Here is a 20,371-nt window from a genome sequence, read left to right as displayed (position 1 = left end):
TAAACACCGAATCCTTCCTTTTTCATTTGTTTTGTTCCTGAAAGTAACGCCAGCGATAAACATTTTTAGCTGCTTCTCCCAATTGATCCATTAAATTATAATTAGCGTAGGCACCCACAGCTGCCCCAATTCCTGGCACCAATTGCAGCATTTTTACAAAATCAATAAAATCTCGATATTCCTGCTGTAAATCCTGCCAATTAAGGGTAGCAACTCTGTGCTTTTCTTCTTCCCAATTCTCTATTATCTCTAAAACTTCTCTTCGTTTTTCTTCACTTGAAAAAGCTAACTGAAAGATATAGAGCAAATAGATTCTTTCTTCCACTTGATCCGTATCGTAACCATATGTGGCTGCGGCTTCCATTAAAAAGTTCATTTTGATCGAAAGCAATAATGGAAAATCAGCCAATCCAAGCAATATCCCACCAGCCCCCGTTCCGGCACCTTCTACAACAGCAATCTTTTGAAATTGACTTATTTTTTTCGTTAACTCTTCATCTTTTCCTTGCAAAGAACGGAAGATAGATGGATTTTTTTTCTTGATAATATTGCTGCCAGCAAGTGTTGCTTGAATCATCTGTTTAATTGCTTCCGTAAGGGTTTGATGAACTTTAGCCGGTATATAAGAATTTATTTTATTTTGCGCCTTTTTGGATACTCTATTTAAAATAGAAGACCGTTTTTGGATTTTCCATTTCCACTCTTCTACTTCTTTTAATGCTCTTTGTTCATATTCATTCATTTATCTTCCTCCTTGCTTATGCTTACGTTCCATCTAAAAAATGGTTCCTTATTTTTGAAGTTAATTATTAAAAAAGGAGCTTCCCTTCTATACACACTAAGGTTTAAGCTCCTCCTCTTCTATTATCCCTTTTTCAATTTTTTATTAATATAAAACAGAGTAAAAAAGATAATAAAAACAATATTAACTACTAAAGAAATCAATGCATACATCCAATCTCCTTTTAAGGCAATAATTAGAGACAAAATGATACCTTGACAACTTAAAATTGCTGCTAAGATTTGTTTAAATGATTTTTCTCTAAGAGAGGCTGCCACCGGATAAATAGTAATCCACAATTTATTATCATAGGCATTCCAAAGCGGTAACAGCTGCAGGCCTGTTAAGAAAACAAATAATACACTTATGAACACTTGTCCAGGTCCAAAAGATAAGAAAAAAATAAAAATTCCACTTATCAATGTTAACCGAACCGTTAAGCCCAAATAATCCCCTGCACGGACATAGGTTCTCCAGTATAAATGCGTAAATACGTTTTCTCTTGCAAATGAAACACGACTAAATAATACATCTAGAAAACGTCTTCGTTTTATACGATTTCTTAACTTCGGTACCTCTGTAAACATATTGGCAAAGCGATAGAAAGAGGCTAGTCTTTTTTCATCTTGCTCAATTAAATATTCCCATTTTACGCCTTTATTGCTTGTCGCCTTCTGAAAATAAATAAGCAAGAAAGCCATAATTAGAAGAAGGGCAAGAATAAATAACGGAGAAGAGTCAGCAAACAATAAATACAAAATAGCTAAATTAATCAAGAATCTCACAACACTATCTATATGATGATAACGCACATTTACATAGTATTGTATATGCCAGCGAATCAGTAAATTAGCTCCTTTACTTATCAATAACACAATAAGTAAATACCAAAAACGACTAAAATCACCACCGTGTACTTGCGCATATAGTGGCATCAAGGCAGCAAGAATGATGACAAGCAAGTAACCTTGAAGGACAAAGCTAACCAACATAGATTGGAGAAAATATCTTTTCATTTTGGTTTCAACCGCAATTAAAAATATCCGGTCAGCATCCTTTAAAAAAGTATAGGTTGGACTATTTGTCATAAAAAGAGTAAGGATAATGCTCATAATAAGCGCAACAGGGAAGTCATTCGAAATCGTTTTTAACCATGCTTGATAATAGAAGGCTCCAGTCCCTAGTAAAAAAACTAAAACGATGACAACATGGCCATTAAAAATGTACTTTAAATATTGACTATATTCTTTTGCTGTCTGCCCAGCTCTCTCTCTCCATAACTGCTTCTCATTAAATTCAAACATGTTCTTCTTCCTTTGTAAGATAGATATAAATATCATCCAATGTTGCATTTGGCATGTTAAAGGCTGTCCTTAATTCCTCCATGGTTCCTTGACTCTTTATTTGGCCTTCATGAATAATAATAATCCGATCACAATATCTTTCGGCTGTAGCAAGAATGTGTGTAGACATTAGAATCCCTGCTCCCCTATCCTTCATTATTTTTAGTTGATCTAATAACGATTGAATTCCAAGAGGATCTAATCCGACAAACGGTTCATCCACTATATAGAGAGAAGGTTCCACTAGAAAAGCACACATAATCATTACCTTCTGCTTCATTCCTTTCGAAAAATGAGCAGGAAACCATTTTAGCCTTTTTTCCATCCGAAATTCTTTTAATAATATTTCCATTCTCTTTTGATAGTCAGACTCTGACAACCCATAAGCCATAGCAGTTATTCTTAAATGTTCTTCTAATGTCAATTCATCATATAAAATAGGCGTTTCAGGTACAAAGGTAAATTCCTTTCGATATGCCTCTTTATCGCCTTCAAACGTCTTGCCATTTATAAGGATTTCTCCTTTATGCGGCTCCATCAATCCAATGATATGACGAATAGTTGTACTTTTTCCAGCACCGTTTAATCCGATTAAGCCAACCATTTCATTCGCATGAATGGAAAAGGAAATATCCTTTAAGACAGGATTGCGCGTATATCCTCCGGTAACATTCTTTATTTCTAACAACGCCATCTATTGTACCTCCAATATGTATTATCTATAGTTTAACAACATTCTTGCTTAAATAAAAATGATTGCACAGAAAAATTTTTATTTCTTTCGTATATAAAATTTTGTTCGGGACATTCTATTTATTGAAGGGGAGCACCAAAGAAATATTGCAGTATAACTCCAATATTAAATGAGGTGTTTGCAAAAGATTCTATACAGATTCTTTAAAAAAAGCTTCCATTCGTTTATAAAAGGGGATGTTTGCCTTGCATAAGCAAGATAGGAACAGAAGATCAGTAACACCAAGCTGCTTCATTAAGAAAACAGCCTAATTCATTTCCACTTTGAAATGAGGTGTTTGTCGCAGACAGTCATCCATTCTTTATACGTTTTTGACATATAAAGACATTTTAAGGGGATGGTTCGTTTGAACAATGATCGATTTCTCTAAAGCTTAACACAATTCATTTTTTAAATGAGGTGTTTATCAAAGAGAAGAACCCTAAATAACGTTAAATAGAAGTTCTCTCCTTCAATAGAGGGTGTCCTTAAAAGGTATTCTTATTATGTATATCCATAGTAAAGAGGTTTATTCAAACTTCTCGCTTGGACAATCCATATAAGAGGATCCTTTACAAGGCACCCTCTTCCTTTTGTTGTTCAATAAAATAGTTCCTGTGTTAAAATATTGATAATACATAATGAAGGAAGGTATTTTTATGAGTGATTGTATTTTTTGCAAAATAATTGCTGGAGAAATTCCGTCAAAAAAGGTTTTTGAAAATGAACATGTAATGGCGTTCTTAGATATTAGCCAAGTTACTAAAGGACATACATTGGTGATACCAAAAAGACATGTAAAGGATGTCTATGAATTAACTCCTGAAATTGCAAGCAATCTATTTGAAGTTGTGCCAAGTATTGCTTCTGCCATTAAAGAAGTTTATGAACCAATTGGTTTAAATCTCCTTAACAACAATGGTGAAAAAGCCGGACAATCTGTTTTCCATTATCATATGCACCTTATTCCACGTTATGGAAAAGGAGATGGTTTTGGAGCTGTTTGGAAAACAAATTTTGATGGATATTCAAATGAAGAGCTGACAGAGATTGCAGAAAAAATTAATTCTAAAGTAAGATAAGTCCATTAGCTTATTCTCTTCAAAAAATTTTCTAAAAAAATTCATATTTTCAAAAGCTATTTAATAATAGTTTCATTTTTATTAGATTACCGCTCTCTTCCTTAAACAACGACTAAGGAGATTCTAGTATCTGGAAGGAAATATTTTTCTAATAGTATGAAAAAACAAAGCATCTTTTTGAAAAATTCTCACTTTTTCAAAAAGGTGTTTTTTTCATCTGTACAAATCAGCTGAATTTGTTAGTATAAGGGTAATCTTTTTGTCTTTAACGCTTTATTATTTTGAAAAGTTAATTTAGGAGGAAAGAACGTTGAAAAGAGCATATAACTTTAATGCAGGTCCTGCAGCTTTACCAGAATGGGTTTTACACGAGGCAAAGGAGCATTGGTTAAATTTTAATGATACAGGCATGTCTTTAATGGAATTAAGTCACCGTAGCAAAGATTATGAAGCTGTACATAATGAAGCAAAGGAACTCCTTAAATCTCTGCTTTCTATACCAGATAATTACGAAATTCTTTTTTTACAAGGTGGAGCAAGTCTTCAATTTACAATGATCCCAATGAACTTGCTTCCTAAAAGTCAAACAGCTTATTACGCTCTCACTGGAGTATGGTCAGAAAAGGCCATGAAGGAAGCCTCCAAGCTTGGTAATACAGCCATTTCAACTTCAAGTAAAAACGATAACTATACCTATATCCCTGCCCATGAACAGATGAACATACCAGATGACGCGGCATATCTCCATATCACTAGCAACAATACAATTTTTGGCACCCAATGGAGCAGCTATCCAAGCAATTTATCTGTCCCTTTAATTGCGGACATGTCTAGTGATATTTTAAGCACACCAATTGATGTTTCACAATTTGGAATTATTTATGCCGGCGCCCAGAAAAACCTTGGCCCCTCTGGAGTAACTGTAGTCATCATTCGAAAAGATTTAATCAAAGAAGATTCTACTTTGCCAACAATGTTAAGTTATCATACACACGCTAAAAATAATTCTTTATTCAATACTCCGCCAACATTAGGGATTTACCTTTTATCCCTTGTTCTAAAATGGGTAGAAAAACAAGGTGGAGTGGAAGATATTGCTAACATCAATAATGAAAAAGCTAAGCATTTATATGAAGTAATCGATCAAAGCAATGGTTTTTATCGCGGTCATGCAGAAAAAACAAGTCGTTCTAAAATGAATGTTACTTTTACTTTGCAGACAGAAGATCTTACAAAAGATTTCTTAAGAGAAGCTAAGGAAGCAGGATTTGTTGGTCTAAACGGCCATCGCTCTGTAGGCGGCTGCCGAGCTTCAATTTATAATGCCGTTCCCCTCGAACATGTAGTAGCATTAAGTACATTTATGAGGGATTTTCAGCTCAAGTATCATCAATAAGAAGACTTTATCTATAGAATACCCTTAACAATAGTAATGATGGCTTGAATACGTTATAATGGTGAAAAAGAGCGAGGTGTAAGAAAAATGAGCGCAAAATCATTCTTATCAGGATTTTTAATTGGAGGAATTGCAGCCGGAATCACTACCTTATTAACTACTCCTTACTCAGGGAAAGAAGTAAGAAAAGCCTGCAGTGATAATGGAAAAGCTTTTCTTCAACATATCCAAGAATTAAAGTTAGATTTAAATGAGATAAAAGACTCTATTAAAACAGCTACAGTAGAAGGTAAAACGGTATTTAGTACTTTTATAGAAGATCTTAAGCTTTCATTGGAAGCATGGCGGGAAGAAGTAAAACCACATCAAGAAATACTTCAAAAAGAGCTAGATGGGTTACAATCCACGATTAATGAGTTAGAAAATGATTTAAAATAATTTAATCGCTTTTACTTATACATAAAAGCTAAGAAAAAAGGAGGAGTTCTAACATGGACTTCCTCCTTTTTTCTACCCTCTTAAAGACTATCTTTCTATGTTATTTTTTTTAACATAACATGTTAAATCTTATTCCCGTATAATTTTTTATCTCCTATTTATTTTGTTTTTTCTTTTCCCACCTTTACATCTCTTTCATTCTAATTTAATTTTTTATTCATTCTTTTTGGCCCTTTTGCTTCTCCATTTTTTTACTATTTATCACTAATTCTTATTTTATCCTTCATTCTTCTGAGTAAATGTATAGACAACTACTGAATTTTTATTTCTTACATTACATTTTTATACAATAAAGCGCTTACTTAAAAGAAAAATTCTTATTTCTAAAAATTTTGTTAATTTTTATCTTTATTAATTTTTGTTTTATTGGCATAATGTTTATAGATAACAGAAAAGTAGGTGAATTTTGGATGGATGAAAGTCAGATTTCAATGAAGGACGCTTTACTCTTCACACAAAGAATTGGACAACTTAGTAAAGCATTATGGAAGGCGATTGAGAAGGACTGGCAAAATTGGATTAAACCATATGATTTAAATATTAATGAACACCATATACTCTGGATTGCTTATCAGCTAAATGGCGCTTCTATTTCAGATGTAGCAAATTTCGGTGTAATGCATGTCTCAACTGCATTTAATTTTTCGAAGAAATTAGAAGAAAGAGGACTACTAGAATTCTCGAAAAAAGAAAATGATAAGAGAAACACGTATATTTGCCTTACTGACAAAGGTAAAAAAGTGTTTGTTCAAATTATGGAAGAATACAATCCAAGCAACAGTTCAGCTCTATCCGCCTCCTTACCAATCAAGAATTTATATGGAAAGTTTCCGGAGCTTTTAGACATAATGACTATTGTTAAACATATTTATGGGGACAATTTCATTGAAATTTTTGAGAAATCCTTTACTAATCTTGACGATATTTTGGAAGAAGATGAAGGGCATTTAAAGCAAAAAGAACCAGTATTTACTAAATAGAGATAATATTAAATTGGGGAATAGGACTCCAGGTTTGGGACAATCTAGACCGGTGGTAAAAAAGATAAGAAGGCAGATTGCTTTCTTATCTTTTTTCGGAAAATTCAAACAAAAAATACATAGAGAATAGGTTTTCTTCTTCTTAGAATTACTAAATATAAAAAATGTCATAAATTTGTATAAAGAGACTATTGATTTTTTACTCTATTCATCGTAAAGTAGCAAGGTGAGTTCGCTTGACTAAAACGCAAGATAAGACAAGGAAAAGATATTCTTCCACTTATTAGTTATTCAAGCAAGAACGTATCATCACAAGTAACTAAAAATTTCTCCCTATGGAGGGTATTACCATGAACTGTTGGAAGACTGTCAACTTCCATAAAAAATATGGAGCTCAGCGCCTATTTATTTTGTCCACTATGACAATGATTGGTTGTTTTCTGTTTCTATATGTACCAATTATAAGCTATTTTGCACATAACAAACTTTCTGACGATTACTTTTTACTATTTATGGCAATGTTTTTACTTATGTATCCATTACACAAGCTACTACATTTATTACCAATGCTTTATTTAGGCGATAAAATTAAAAAAACATGGACTAAGCATTTACAATTTTTACCGATTCTTCATATTCAAGTTAAAGAGCCGATTGGTAAAATGCAGTTTCTCTTTGCTTTAATTATTCCATTTGTGATCATTAGTGGAGTATTATTTCTATCTTGTTTCCTTTTTACAAGTTATGTTCATTATTTTTTAATGCTTTTCGCTTATCATACAGGGATTTGTGTTCCTGATTTTATTCGCATAAAAAATCTATGGCATTCTCCGCGCTCTTGTTATGTAGAAGAAAATGAGGATGGATTTGAGATATTAATAAATAATGTAAGTGAATTATCGTAAAAGGATTCTATTATTGTTTCGTCACACATATAATGATATAAAACTAGATTGAATGTTAATCATTCTTTCTTATTGATAGATTATAAGGAGTCATCTAAGTTCTTTCCAGAACAAAATCTCCAAGTTTACATCTAAAAAAGTTTATAATACTATCTTTTTATCCTTTTATTTGATAATGTAAATAACATACAATAAATTCCGCTTATAAGGAGGGAATCAATGATGATCTCCATTTTTATTATTTTAGCTATTTTTATTTTATATAATATTAATAGACTTACAAATGCTTTATGCTTACAAAAAGAAATTCCTGAAGAAAAGCAGCCAAAAGTTTTTCGAACAATAAATGTTCTTATTACAATTTTGTTGATTTCTTCCTATGTAGATATTCTTTTTTAACAAGCTATGTAGAAAAGAAGCAGTGTGATAGTTGGTAAGCAACCACTATCGCACTGCTTCTTTTTTATATTTCTTCAGATCAACTTATAGCCAAGCTGCTCCGATGATTACTAATAAGATGAATAGTACTACTAATAAAGCAAAGCCTCCACCGTAAACTCCTCCACCAGACATGAAGATTCCTCCTCTCTTTATCGTTCCAGTTGTGTTTTGGCGCATATTAGGCAACCTCCCTAGTAAGATTGCCGTTAATACGCTTATAGCTTACAGCCATGCAGCGCCAACGATAACTAATAAGATAAACAATACAACGATTAAAGCAAAACCTCCGCCGTAAACGTTACCCATAGTAACACCTCCTTTAAGGTTGCTACCATTTGTTCATTCATTTCATGGTGTTTCGGTTCTTTTTCTTTCTTTTATTTGATAGCTAATATCCTTTCATGCCCAATAATGTTTGCACATATAAAATCACACTAAGCCCTATTGGTCACATATTAAGAAGCTAGATCTAAATAAAAGACATTGCTGTTAGGAGCATTATTATGAATAGTCCATCATTCTTATTGTCTTTTTTTCTCTATAAACCGTAACAACCCTCTGAATTTGCTAAGAGCGAATTCTTTAGAGCTCTTTTTCAAGCTCAATTTATCATATGTATTTGCCCTAATTTCGGAACAGGACATATACCCATTTTTTTATAGGGATAGTAAGAGCAAAAAGATAGGGGCTAGATTAGCAAAAAAAAAACAAAGGATCTTATCTATAAAATTCACTCCCTACATGAAACACTAGTTAGGAAGGAATCTTATACATTTCATCCTTTGTGATATTAAAAAATACCTCTTCTGGCCTTTTCAGACTGTTATATGCTCGCCTATCTTCTTCCAATTTCCATAAGGCTGATGTCCTGTTTCCTGACATTGAAAATTAGATAAAACAAGTTACGTAATAGTGACCGAGTTTTCTAAACGCTATTTCAAGTTTTTTGGAGCATTCAAGCCGCTTTCTCTAAAAGCCTGCACCCATCTTCTCTATTTCTACACTTCTGAAATATCTAAGTACCTATTTAATTCTCATACACTCTTTCTTCCCCATCTCTACGTTTTTTCTCTTCTTCCAGCCTTTTCATATAAACCTCTCCTTCTCGTTCAATTATTTCATTTTCTGCCGCTCTATCCTCTTTCCCGGTTTTAACAGCCATAAAGGCACTAATCGCAATTCCTCCTAATACAAAAATAACCCAAAGTGGAATTCCTAACATTGAAAACTTCCCCTTTCTAGTAATTTCTATCTTTTATTTCATCCTATGCTAGAAAAACTAGATTATTCCCTTGAACGTAATTATCTAGCTGGAAGTTAAGTATATTAGCCCCTCAAAACACAAAAAGGAAGAGAACCCCATGGGAACTCCTCCTTAGTTTTATTTATGGAATGTCGGCTTATAGAAAGAACGATTTTCCAACGGAAATACTCTTTCCGTAAATTCACCTGGTTTCACTCTATCTAACACACGATCTAGCATATTCATTTTGGCATCTAAATTATCAATATAGTGTAAAATTTCCGCTTCTTTAATTAACGGCGCTTTCGGGCTTCCCCATTCAGGTTTCCCATGATGGGATAATACTAAGTGTTGAAGTATTACTACTTCTTCTCCTCTTATCCCTAACTCATCTGCAGCTTTTCCTATTTCATTAATCATAATAGAAATATGTCCAAGCAAATTCCCTTCCAAAGTATAAGAAGTAGAAATCGGTCCAGATAATTCAATTACTTTGCCAAGATCGTGAAGAATGATTCCTCCATATAGCAAATCTTTATCCAAGCTCGGATAAAGAGAGGCAATCGCCTTCGCCAAATCAAGCATACTAACAACATGATACGCTAATCCAGAAACAAATTCATGATGATTTTTCGTTGCTGCTGGATATTGTAAAAATGCCTCTTGATGCTTCTTTACTAAATGTCTTGTAATTCTTTGTATATTAGGATTCTGCATTTCAAAAATGTAATGTGTGATTTTACTTAACATTTCATCTGTAGTTAGGGGCGCTGTTTCAAGGAAATCAGCCAATCGAATGCCCTCTTCTCCTGTTGCCACCTTTATTTGGCGAATTCTTAATTGCAGTTTTCCACGATAACTTTGAATATCTCCATTCACTTTTACAATCGTTTCCGGACGATAGCTCTGCTCATCCATTTCTGTAGCATCCCAAAGCTTTGCTTCAATTTCTCCACTTTTATCTTGAAAAATAAGCGTCATAAACGGTTTTCCGTTACTTGCAATAGCCTTTGTTGCATTCTTTATTAATAAATAAGATTCAAATTGCTCCCCAACTTCATACTGAAGTACTCCTTTTTTCTCCAACTCACTCTCTCCTTTATCTTTCTCTTTATTTAGTATAGCACGAAGTCATTCCAACTTTATAAGCTTGTTTCTCTTTCCTCTACTGGTAATACATGCAAGCTTTCATCGGGAAAGTATTTTAGTAGATGACGATGACAAGTAAAGAAAATCAGCTGATTTTGCTTACAATTCTTTAGTAATTGGATCACTTTTTCTGTACGTTTTTCATCAAAATTAACGAAGCTGTCATCAATAATAAACGGAAAACAAAAGCTTTTATAAAATGTTTGTGCCAAAGCAATGCGAATGGATAAGTAAAGCTGTTCAGTCGTTCCCTGGCTTAATTCCTTCGCTTCATAAAAAAGATGATGCTGACTCTCTACTAAAAACCCAGCTCCTTCCTCCTTGGGAACAATCCGAATATATTTCCCTTCCGTTAGAAAAGCGAGATTTTCCTCTGCCTTTTGCAGCATAGCGGGCAGCTGTTTTTGTTTATATTGTTCAACGGTTTTCGCTAACAGCTGTTTTGCTATAGCAAACTTTGCCCATTCTTTCACATCTTCCTTAAATTCCGACTGAGCTTGTTTAAAGGAATGTAATAAATCTGTATATGTCCCTCCGCCTTCAATTCTAGAAATGGTAAAGTTAGTTGCCGCTGCCTCTTCTACGAGTTCCTGTAAGCGAGAAGCTAATTTATCCATCCGCTTTTTCTTTTCCTCTAATTGCAGCTCAGGATTTAGAATTTGTTGATACAATGAAATATGCTCTTTTGCTATATTAGTCATTTCTAATTGAACGTTAATCGCAGCAAGTCTTTCTTTATATTTAGCTCTCTCCATTTCCAAGGTGGCCTTTTCACGAAATGCCTCTTCATCCGTAACATCTGCAAAGGAAAATAGCGCAGCCTTTTCTTCTGCATAGCGATTATATTCTGTTTGGTATTTATCCAGATCCTCTGATAGTTCTGTTTGCTTTGTCCGTAATGCTTCTTTTCGATCCGTTTTCTTTTTTTCTTCCTTTAGTGTCGTTTTTAAACGGTAGCACATATTAGCAATTGTATCTTTCTCATCTCCTATAAAAGTTCTGAAGAAATAGCTGATTTTGCTAATAATTTCCTCACTCTCTCGATGAATCTCCTCCAATTCTTGATGATAGGAATTTCTTTCTCTATCTTTTCCTTTCCATTCTTCAATTAATAAAAAGGCATCATATATTTGTTGTGTCGCTAGTTCATATGGAATGTTCAGTTCATTAGCCAATTGTCTTAACAACTTCTGATGGGAAAGAAAATCCCCTTCCCACTTTTCAAATGCCTCTAATACCCTCTCATAGCTTTCATTTTGCTGCTCCAATTTAAATTGGAGTTGTGTGAATTTCTCTCTTCTCGTCGTATCCTCTTCAAACTTCTGAGCTTCATAACGAGAAATGCCTTGTCCCTTTTCAAAGCTTTCGACTAACTTAGTACGTTCTTCCTTAATAAGTACTAATCTCTTCTCTTTTTTGCTGATTTCATTTTTAGCTAGTTTTCTTCCAGACAGGAAAAACAACACATAAACAACACATACAACAAAGCAAATAAGGGTTATGAACCATTGCTCAAAAAACAAAGCTCCCGCTCCAGCCAGTAGAAGAAACACCGTTAAAACACTAGTTATCATTGTATTATGCTTCATGCGTTTCTCTTCTAACTTCCTCTGATCTTCCAGTTGATTTATTTCTCTAGAAAGTAAATCTGCTTTTTCCTTGTTCCAGCTATATTGATGATCTGCATTTATACGTTCTTCTAATCTAGCTCTTTCTTCTTTTGGCAAGAGCCTCTGCTTATTCTCCTTCACTGCCTCTTCTAAGGATTCTAAAGCTGTTTGCTCAGCCTTTAGCCGCTCGTCAAGCTCTTCTTTCTGCTCTTTTAATCTCCGTTGCTTAGAAGCAGCTTGTGCACATTGCTCTTTTAAAAAGATGCTTGTATTACTTTCCTTCAATAACATTTTCTCTTCAATCGGTAAATGCAATTTACTCTTTAAACTATCAATATCTTCTTCTATCTTTTTAACTTGATTTTCAACTTGCGTCTGCCGATTTTGTAATTGTTCATATACGGGGAACTTTTCAACAGCAAGTAAGATATTATTTTCAGCGATAAGAAGTTCTTCCTGTATAGGAATGCTTGCTATTTCTTGTTCCGTTTCTTCCATCCGTGCTTCTATATGCCGAATTTCAGCTTCTACAGAAAGCAATTTCTCCTTCAAGGCTTCCCATCTCATTAATCCATTTTGAGGAAAATTGAAGTCTTTGCAGGTAGCTAATTTTTGCTCTAACAATTCCTGCTCACGTACCATCCCTCTAATTTTAATCCATTCTTCCAATAACCATTTTTCATGCTCTTCTTTTTTTAACTCTGCTTCTGTCAGTTGTCTCTCTTGTTCAATCTTTCTTTTCTTTGCAAGTAATTGTTCATATTGATTATTATCCTTCTCTGCACTTTTTAATTGGCTATGCTTATCTCGTAAAACTTGCAGTTTTTCATTAAGGACAGGCTTCTTCCCGCTAGGCTTGTAGCGTACATCTAGTTCCTTCTGCAGCTCATTTTCTACTTTCAATAAGCGGTCAGATCCGACAGCGCCAGTGGAAAATAAAAAGCGCCCCAGTTCTTCTCCTCTTAATTGCTGGACATTTTGCAATCCATGTAAATTAAAAGAAAAGATTGATTGATAGAGAGCTTTATCGATTCCTGCTAATAGTTCATCTAGAAGCTCCTCTTGTCCTCTTCTTCCATCCGCTAAAGTAACTGTCACATCCCCTGTAGCTTTTCCTTTTACGCGTTCGATTGTTGTTAATCCGAATTTTGGAAAATAGATGTCTAATTTCCCGCCATATTTATGCTGCAGCTTTGGCTCATAGCGTAATTCCGTCTGCTGTTTTGTGGGGAATCCGAATAAGATGCTATGAATAAAACTCATAATTGTCGATTTTCCTGCCTCATTTTCGCCATAAAACACATGAACAGGGGAGTGAATGGAAAACGTTATATTTTCTAGCTTTCCATATCCGTAAATCGTTATTTTCTTTAATTCCATATTAGTTGCCTCCCCTCTTCACCAGCATTGTCAGCAGTAAATCTTCTGCCTCTTCCGCTAATTCTTGTTTTTCTTCAGCTGTAAGCTCTTCTAAAAATCGATGGGCCTTTGGATGCTGAAATAAAGGTGCAACTGCTTCATTCACTAGTTCGAAATCCTTTGTTACAGCAAATAGTTCTTCATAAAATGCCGATTCCCTTAACAAATTCTCTTTTAACCATTCTGTATTTTCCTGTACTTTTATCGAATTAACCCAGACAAAGGAGTCCTCATCTACCTCATCTTGCTGAAGGATCTCCAATAAATCAGAAGCTAGAAAAGAGTCTTGTAAACGCAATTTCTCTATCTCTAGTGATATAAGGTAAGAATATTTCCTATCTCCAACTGCATCCATTTCTTTTCGACAGAGCTTGTATAAATCATCAAATGTATGGACAAAACTGGCATCTATTTTCACTGTTTCCCAAATTACTTCAGAGGTTGGAATAAATTCTAAACTGGCATCCTCATCCCTTAGTTCCACATAATAGCATCCCTTTACTTCTGTTTCCTTTTTATGTCGTCCTTGAATGTTTCCTGGATAGACAATCGGAGGCACAGACTCTAAAATTTCCCGTTTATGGATATGTCCTAGGGCCCAATAATCCATTTTCTTAGCAAGTAAATCCTTTACTTGAAAAGGAGCATAGGCGCTATGTTCAGTCGAGCCCTCTAAATTGCCATGCAGAATTCCAACATGAAAATTTGCCTCACCGCTTCGTTCGTATTCAACAATTCTTCGCTCTTTAATATGTCTTGTTTCATAACTAAATCCATAAAGATTCACCGATAAATTATTTTTCACATATTTTTTTACTGTTACCATCGATGGAAAAACATGAACATTAGGAGGAAGTTCTATTTGTACCCAGCTTCCATTTAAATGATCATGATTTCCATGTATCAGATACACTTCAATTTGATTTTCCTCTAAGCGCAGCATTTCATTTCGGAAGCGAATTTGCGCTTTTATACTTCTATCTTCCCCATCGTATATATCTCCAGCAATAATTATAAAGTCTACCTTTTTGCTGATGGCTGCATCAATAACCTTTTTAAATGCAGTAAACGTGCTTTCTTTTAGTTTGTTATGTATTGTTACGGGCAAATTCTTCAACCCAACCATCGGACTGTCTAAATGTAAATCTGCACAATGTATAAAGGATATTTCCATACTCTCACGTCCTAAAACTATTTGCTTCTATTCTACCATGCAAAAAATACGAATGCACGTTCTTATCCTTTTGCAGCTTGTTTTGGAACATAAAAAATGCCTCACTTATTATGAGGCATTTTCCGAATTATTCTTTTTTCGTTAGCTGCAGGGCTTTTTTAATATCTTTATAAGAGTTAGATTTTCCGTACATAAGGACGCCGCCTTTATATACTCTTGCACCAAAAATAGCGAGAATCATAATGGTTGCCACTAAAACAACAATTCCTAAAATAGGTTCCCAAACTGGCAAATTCAGCATTCCTACTCTCATAAACATAAGCATAGGTGTAAAGAATGGGATATAAGATGTAATTGTTACAAAAGTGGTATCAGGTGCGCTTAATCCGAACATCGCAATCATAAATCCGGCCACAATTAATAATGTCATTGGCGTAATCATTTGCTGCACATCTTCAATTCTACTTACAAGCGAACCTAGCAATGCAGCCAGAGTAGCATATAGGAAATAACCTAAAATAAAGAAGATCGCCGCATAGATAATGGTACTTACAGGCACTTCGCTAAATCCGAAGAATCCTTCCATCGAACCTAGGCTATCATTGTTAGTTAATGAAAAATAACCTACAAGCATCAAAATCGCCAGCTGAGTTAAGCTTAATAAGCCGATTCCCAGAATTTTGGCAAACATATGCTTAATTGGAGATACACTTGAAATTAAAATTTCCATTACTCGTGAGGATTTTTCAGTCGCCACTTCTGTCGCTATCATATTGGCATATAGGATAACGGCAAAGTATATTAAGAATAAGAGAACATAAACTAACCCTCTAGCCTGGTTTAATTCTTCTTCTGTCTTTGCATCTTTCTCAAGAGCAATTTTTTCAAATGCAACGGGTTCATTCAATTTCGTAAGCTGCTCATTCGTTAAATTGAGTTGATTCGCTGCTAATTGACTTTTAACCATTTGAATACTATTGGTAATATTATCGGAAACAGTTGTTTCTGCAATATCCATGGTATAATAAGTCGCTATAGGTAATTTACTTTCATCCATATTCACTATTAGTAAACCACTATAATTTCCTTCTTCCACTTCTTGTTTTGCAGCTTCTTCACTGTCCTTATAAGCAACTAATTTTAAATCTTCATTTAACGTCTCTGTTGCCTCTTGAATTGCTGGTAATAAAGAGTTGCTTTGATCAATTACGGCTACTTCCGTCTTTCCTTCATCACTAGAAAAAGTATCGATAATCGTAGTAATATTTGTTAGTGCAACCACAAATATTAAGGTAATAGCCGTTGTAATTAGAAATGATTTCGTTTTGAACTTACTTAAAAAGGTATGAAATAAGATAACCCAAAAACTATTCAAGAGAAGCACCTACCTTTTCGATAAAAATATCATTTAAAGAAGGCTCTTCTAATGCAAATTTGCGAATAAAGCCCTTTCCAACTATATCATTTAGAATTCGCTCCGCAACTTCTTCTCCTTCAATTTGCAAAGAAACACCTTCTGCTGTTTCTTTTAATTTTAATACGCCTGGATAGCGAATTAAATGTGTCAAATCAAAATCAGCGTGTATGGTTACATTCTTCTTCCCAAACCTTCTCTTAATATCCTTAAGAGAGCCATGAACAACAGGCTTTCCTTTATGCATAATACAGAGATGCTGGCATAATTCCTCGACATGCTCCATCCGGTGACTAGAGAATACAATACTTGTTCCATTATTTTTCAAATCTACTACTGCACTTTTTAACTGCTCCACATTTACTGGATCTAACCCACTGAATGGCTCATCTAAAATTAATAATTTAGGCTTATGTAAAACAGCACTAATAAATTGAATTTTTTGTTGGTTTCCTTTGGAGAGCTCCTCTACTTTTTTATCCATGTATTCAGGAACCTTAAAGCGGTTTAGCCAATATTCTAGCTCATTTAATGCTGCTTTTTTTTCCATGCCTCTAAGTCTCGCTAGATAGATAAGCTGATCCCGTACTTTTAGTTTAGGATATAGACCTCGCTCTTCCGGCAGATATCCAATATATGGACTTGTTGAGTAATTAATCGGCTTACCATCCCAGGTTATTTGTCCTGCTGTACTTTCTAATATTCCTAAAATCATGCGAAAAGTTGTCGTCTTTCCTGCTCCATTGCCTCCAAGAAAGCCGAACATTTCATTTTCAGGAATCGAAATAGATAAATCATCTACTGCTGTGAACGAACCAAATTTTTTTGTCACGTTTCTTAGCTCTAATGACACAAAATCCCCTCCTCACTCTTTAATACGAATAGAACGGTAAAAGGTTTCAATGGATATTACTATTATCTGTAGGAAATAAGAAATAATTAAAACTTGAGTGGAATAGAACCTGATGTATATTGAGTTTCATAAAAAAAAGCTGCTATATACTCTATTGAGTCTAACAGCAGCTTTTTCCTTTTAATGTGGTAAGAACACTAATTGATAAAGGAATAATACGGCAAATACGTAAACGAGTGGATGAACCGTTTTTCCTTTTCCTTTTACTAGCTTTAATAATGGATAGGAGATAAATCCAAGGGCAATTCCTGTTGCAATGCTTGATGTAAGCGGCATGCTTAGGATGACTATAAATGCTGGGAATGCTTCATCAAACTCTGACCATTTCACATCACTTATTGCCCCCATCATCAAGCTTCCTACAATTATTAGAGCAGGAGCTGTAATAGCAGATAAACCAGAAATGCTGCTCACTAACGGAGCAAAAAAGGCAGAAATAATAAATAAAACCGCAATTGTAACACCAGTTAAACCAGTACGGCCACCTGCTGCAACACCTGATGTCGATTCAATAAAAGCAGTGGTTGGACTTGTCCCAAACATTGCGCCAACAGATGTTCCAAGTGAATCAGCAAGAAGTGCCTGTCTTGCTTTTGGCAGCTTATTGTTTTTTATTAATCCAGCTTGCTCAGCCACCCCAATCATCGTACCAGTGGTATCAAAAATCGTTACCAATAAAAAGGAGAAAACGACAGCGTACAATCCATGTTGAATAACATCGCCAAATGCTGAAATTGGATTGCTAATGATAAGTCCCTCTGGTAAATGCGGGCTTGCCATAATTCCATTTTCAAAGGATAAGTAACCAGTATAGTAAGCGATAATACTTGTTACAATCATCCCAATAAATAACGCACCTTTTATATTCAAACTAAACAGAACTATCGTAATAGCTAAACCAATAAGGGCGATTATGACAGTGGGAGACTGAAGATCACCTAGTCCAACTAGATTTTCTGGATTGGCAACAATAATTCCCGTTTGTCTCAACCCGATAAATGCAATAAATAAACCAATACCAGCTGTTATTCCATGTTTCAAATTATCTGGAATAGCTTGAATTAACTTTTCTCTAAATGATGTTAATGACAAGATAACAAAAATAATACCGGCAACAAATACTGCAGAGAGTGCTACCGTATAATCGACGTTATTATTTCCAACAACCGAAAAAGCAAAGTATGCGTTCAACCCCATACCCGGTGCAATAGCAATAGGATAATTTGCAAGCAAAGCCATCCACAATGTCCCGATAGTAGCTGCTATGATGGTTGCTAGGAATACTTGGTCAAATGGAATTCCTGCTTCTTTTAAAATTCCTGGATTGACTACTACTATGTAAACCATTGTTAAGAAAGTTGTGAATCCAGCCATTAACTCTGTTTTCACAGTTGTATTATTTTCCTTTAACTTAAACATGAAAGAACCTCCAAAAAACGAACATTTAAAAACAACATTATCTATGTTATTCGTTTTTACTGCAAAAAGCAACTATTTTTCTCGATCGAAAAATGGCAATTTAGTGAAATACCTTTATTAGTTTGACACTAGTCTTTCTTTTCCATACGAAAATAATCACAGAAACAAAAAAAAATCTACCAGAACGGAAATAGTTCTAATAGATTTTTAATGATCTTTATTTAGATGCTTCTAATGAAAAATGTTCATTTAACAAGGCAATTTTTTTATCCGTATATTCCACGAAACTTTCATTATATGTTTTAGGATGCTTTGGATTAGAGAATTGGGTAATCTTACCTGTAACAGGATGAATAAACTTGCTGGATGCTCCACAGCCTACACCAATAACCGTCTGCAGTTCTTCCATCATCATAATATTATAGATACTTTCCTGGTTTTTCTTTGAATAGCCGACATTCTCTAAATTTCCTAGAATATTTTTCTGACGGTATAAATAGTAAGGGACATAATCATGTTTCTCTGTCCAATCTTCCGCCATCTTCATCATTTCCTGAATTTCCTCTCTATCTGCTACCTTATATCTGGATTTATTACGCGTCATTTCAGATGCACGTTTAAACGACAGAGTATGAACAGTCAGTGATTCAGGCATTAACTCTTCTGTTTTATCAAGAGAATATTGAAATTCTTCCACACCTTCACCTGGAAGCCCAATAATTAAATCCATATTAATATTATTCATGCCATGCTTACGTGCTAAATGATACTTTTCAATTGTTTCTTCTACTGTATGATGTCTGCCAATCGCCTTTAATGTTTGTTGTGTATACGATTGTGGATTAATACTAATTCGATCGATATTATATTTTTTTAACACTTCCAGTTTGTCTGGCGAAATCGTATCCGGTCTCCCTGCTTCGACCGTGATTTCACGAATGTTTTCTACATTTGGAAAAGAAGTATGCATGCGCTCATAAAGCATGTCCATTTCTTCTGCTGAAATACTTGTTGGTGTTCCTCCACCATAATAGACGGTTGTAATATTAATATTTTTTTCTTTCAGCCACTCGCCTATCTTTTCCATTTCATAATGAAGCCCGCCTAAAAAGGAGGAAACAGAGCCTTGTCGTCCATTAATGGCATAGGCTGGGAACGTACAGTAAGCACATTTTGTCGGACAAAACGGAATTCCAATATAGATGCTTACTTCTTTTTTCAAATCATATAAATCAGGAATCACTGCTAATTGGCGATCAATGATTTTCTGCATTAGCTCGATTTTTTCATCGGACATTAAATATTCCTCACGAAGAGATTGATGCGCCTCTTCTATCGGTGTTTGCTTTTGCATATGGCGGTGAAGAAGTTTTGTTGGGCGTATACCTGTTAAAATCCCCCATTTCTGCACCATTCCTGTATACTCTTGCAGCAATAATAAATAACTTTTGGAAATGGCTTTTTTCATTTGCTTAAATATTTCTTTATCCGTTAACTGACTAAGATCTGCATGGCTATTACATATAGTTTCTTCTTTTAATTCCTTGAGCTTGCCTTTTACGATAAATTCATGCCCAATAATTTCTGTTTCGAACTCAACATGAAGGTCTGCTTTTTCTTCTAGTTCTCTATAAAGCACCTTTGTATCTTCAAAAAATAAATTGCCTATGTGCTCTAACGGCCTGATATAACGTTCATCTGTTAATCCTTGTATATATATTTGTTTCATCGTTATTTTTCAACTCACCTTTTATTCTGAATATTATCATGCTTTATTTAACCAATTATACTGCAGTGTAAAAAAAATAACTAGAAAGGGTCAAAAGACTTTCTGTTAGCTATTCTAGAAAAGGGAACAGGAGAAGTCTCCG

Annotated in this window: 19 protein-coding genes; 6 read left to right on the top strand and 13 right to left on the bottom strand. The window is 34.5% G+C overall.

Going from position 1 to position 20,371, the window contains the following annotated elements; all coding sequences use genetic code 11:
• Positions 1-22 precede the first annotated feature (22 nt).
• From NX902_RS06100 to NX902_RS06090, 3 genes are all read right to left on the bottom strand, one after another.
• Positions 23-742 (bottom strand): EcsC family protein, encoded by a 720-nt coding sequence (locus tag NX902_RS06100; protein WP_095330103.1) that lies wholly within the window; start codon positions 740-742, stop codon positions 23-25.
• Positions 743-864: 122 nt separating this feature from the next.
• Positions 865-2,085, bottom strand: a complete 1,221-nt coding sequence (locus NX902_RS06095; RefSeq protein ID WP_095330104.1) for an ABC transporter permease — start codon at positions 2,083-2,085, stop codon at positions 865-867.
• Positions 2,078-2,818 carry an ABC transporter ATP-binding protein gene (locus NX902_RS06090; RefSeq protein WP_095330105.1) on the bottom strand — a complete coding sequence of 247 codons (741 nt, stop codon included), beginning with the start codon at positions 2,816-2,818 and terminating at the stop codon, positions 2,078-2,080. The genes NX902_RS06095 and NX902_RS06090 overlap by 8 nt, the downstream gene beginning before the upstream one ends.
• Before the next feature lie 698 nt (positions 2,819-3,516).
• Between NX902_RS06090 and NX902_RS06085 the strand changes: the two genes are divergently transcribed.
• The 6 genes from NX902_RS06085 to NX902_RS06060 all read left to right on the top strand — a co-directional run bounded on the left by NX902_RS06085 (position 3,517) and on the right by NX902_RS06060 (position 8,117).
• A complete protein-coding gene (locus tag NX902_RS06085) occupies positions 3,517-3,939 on the top strand; it encodes an HIT family protein (RefSeq protein ID WP_095330106.1) in 423 nt (140 codons plus the stop codon).
• Between the two features lie 310 nt (positions 3,940-4,249).
• Positions 4,250-5,335, top strand: a complete 1,086-nt coding sequence (gene serC / locus NX902_RS06080) for a 3-phosphoserine/phosphohydroxythreonine transaminase (protein WP_341160610.1) — start codon at positions 4,250-4,252, stop codon at positions 5,333-5,335.
• Between the two features lie 87 nt (positions 5,336-5,422).
• Complete coding sequence (locus tag NX902_RS06075; RefSeq protein WP_095330108.1) at positions 5,423-5,773, top strand: YtxH domain-containing protein; 351 nt, start codon at positions 5,423-5,425, stop codon at positions 5,771-5,773.
• Between the two features lie 470 nt (positions 5,774-6,243).
• Entirely contained in the window at positions 6,244-6,813 is a 570-nt protein-coding gene (locus tag NX902_RS06070) for an HTH-type transcriptional regulator Hpr (RefSeq protein WP_047943056.1), read from the top strand.
• A gap of 350 nt (positions 6,814-7,163) precedes the next feature.
• Complete coding sequence (locus NX902_RS06065; RefSeq protein ID WP_341160609.1) at positions 7,164-7,718, top strand: DUF3267 domain-containing protein; 555 nt, start codon at positions 7,164-7,166, stop codon at positions 7,716-7,718.
• Between the two features lie 219 nt (positions 7,719-7,937).
• On the top strand, positions 7,938-8,117 hold the full coding sequence (locus NX902_RS06060) for a hypothetical protein (RefSeq protein WP_035416273.1): 180 nt from the start codon (positions 7,938-7,940) through the stop codon (positions 8,115-8,117).
• Between the two features lie 84 nt (positions 8,118-8,201).
• Here NX902_RS06060 and NX902_RS06055 read toward each other — a convergent pair whose 3' ends face one another.
• From NX902_RS06055 to NX902_RS06010, 10 genes are all read right to left on the bottom strand, one after another.
• A complete protein-coding gene (locus NX902_RS06055; RefSeq protein ID WP_035416274.1) occupies positions 8,202-8,291 on the bottom strand; it encodes a YjcZ family sporulation protein in 90 nt (29 codons plus the stop codon).
• Positions 8,292-8,381: 90 nt separating this feature from the next.
• Positions 8,382-8,465, bottom strand: a complete 84-nt coding sequence (locus NX902_RS06050) for a YjcZ family sporulation protein (RefSeq protein ID WP_035416275.1) — start codon at positions 8,463-8,465, stop codon at positions 8,382-8,384.
• A gap of 721 nt (positions 8,466-9,186) precedes the next feature.
• Positions 9,187-9,381: a sporulation YhaL family protein gene (locus NX902_RS06045; protein WP_095330110.1), complete on the bottom strand. Its 195-nt coding sequence runs from the start codon at positions 9,379-9,381 to the stop codon at positions 9,187-9,189.
• Between the two features lie 159 nt (positions 9,382-9,540).
• The gene (yhaM, locus tag NX902_RS06040) at positions 9,541-10,488 is read right to left on the bottom strand and encodes a 3'-5' exoribonuclease YhaM (protein ID WP_123257215.1); all 948 of its coding nucleotides are present in this window, start codon (positions 10,486-10,488) and stop codon (positions 9,541-9,543) included.
• Between the two features lie 56 nt (positions 10,489-10,544).
• Complete coding sequence (locus NX902_RS06035; RefSeq protein WP_163187622.1) at positions 10,545-13,541, bottom strand: ATP-binding protein; 2,997 nt, start codon at positions 13,539-13,541, stop codon at positions 10,545-10,547.
• Position 13,542: 1 nt separating this feature from the next.
• Positions 13,543-14,754 (bottom strand): metallophosphoesterase family protein, encoded by a 1,212-nt coding sequence (locus NX902_RS06030; RefSeq protein WP_095330113.1) that lies wholly within the window; start codon positions 14,752-14,754, stop codon positions 13,543-13,545.
• A gap of 127 nt (positions 14,755-14,881) precedes the next feature.
• Positions 14,882-16,129, bottom strand: a complete 1,248-nt coding sequence (locus NX902_RS06025) for an ABC transporter permease (protein ID WP_095330114.1) — start codon at positions 16,127-16,129, stop codon at positions 14,882-14,884.
• Positions 16,122-17,021 (bottom strand): ABC transporter ATP-binding protein, encoded by a 900-nt coding sequence (locus tag NX902_RS06020; RefSeq protein WP_163187620.1) that lies wholly within the window; start codon positions 17,019-17,021, stop codon positions 16,122-16,124. Before NX902_RS06020 ends, NX902_RS06025 begins: the two co-directional genes overlap by 8 nt.
• A 180-nt stretch (positions 17,022-17,201) precedes the next feature.
• Positions 17,202-18,500: an NCS2 family permease gene (locus NX902_RS06015; RefSeq protein ID WP_171509417.1), complete on the bottom strand. Its 1,299-nt coding sequence runs from the start codon at positions 18,498-18,500 to the stop codon at positions 17,202-17,204.
• A gap of 217 nt (positions 18,501-18,717) precedes the next feature.
• On the bottom strand, positions 18,718-20,229 hold the full coding sequence (locus NX902_RS06010; protein ID WP_163187616.1) for a coproporphyrinogen III oxidase: 1,512 nt from the start codon (positions 20,227-20,229) through the stop codon (positions 18,718-18,720).
• Positions 20,230-20,371: the final 142 nt, after the last annotated feature.

It is taken from the genome of Niallia sp. FSL W8-0954 (assembly GCF_038005605.1).
Lineage (GTDB): Bacteria > Bacillota > Bacilli > Bacillales > Cytobacillaceae > Niallia > Niallia circulans_A.
The sequence above is the reverse complement of the archived record's forward strand: the minus strand, read 5'-3'. Positions and strand labels throughout refer to the sequence as shown.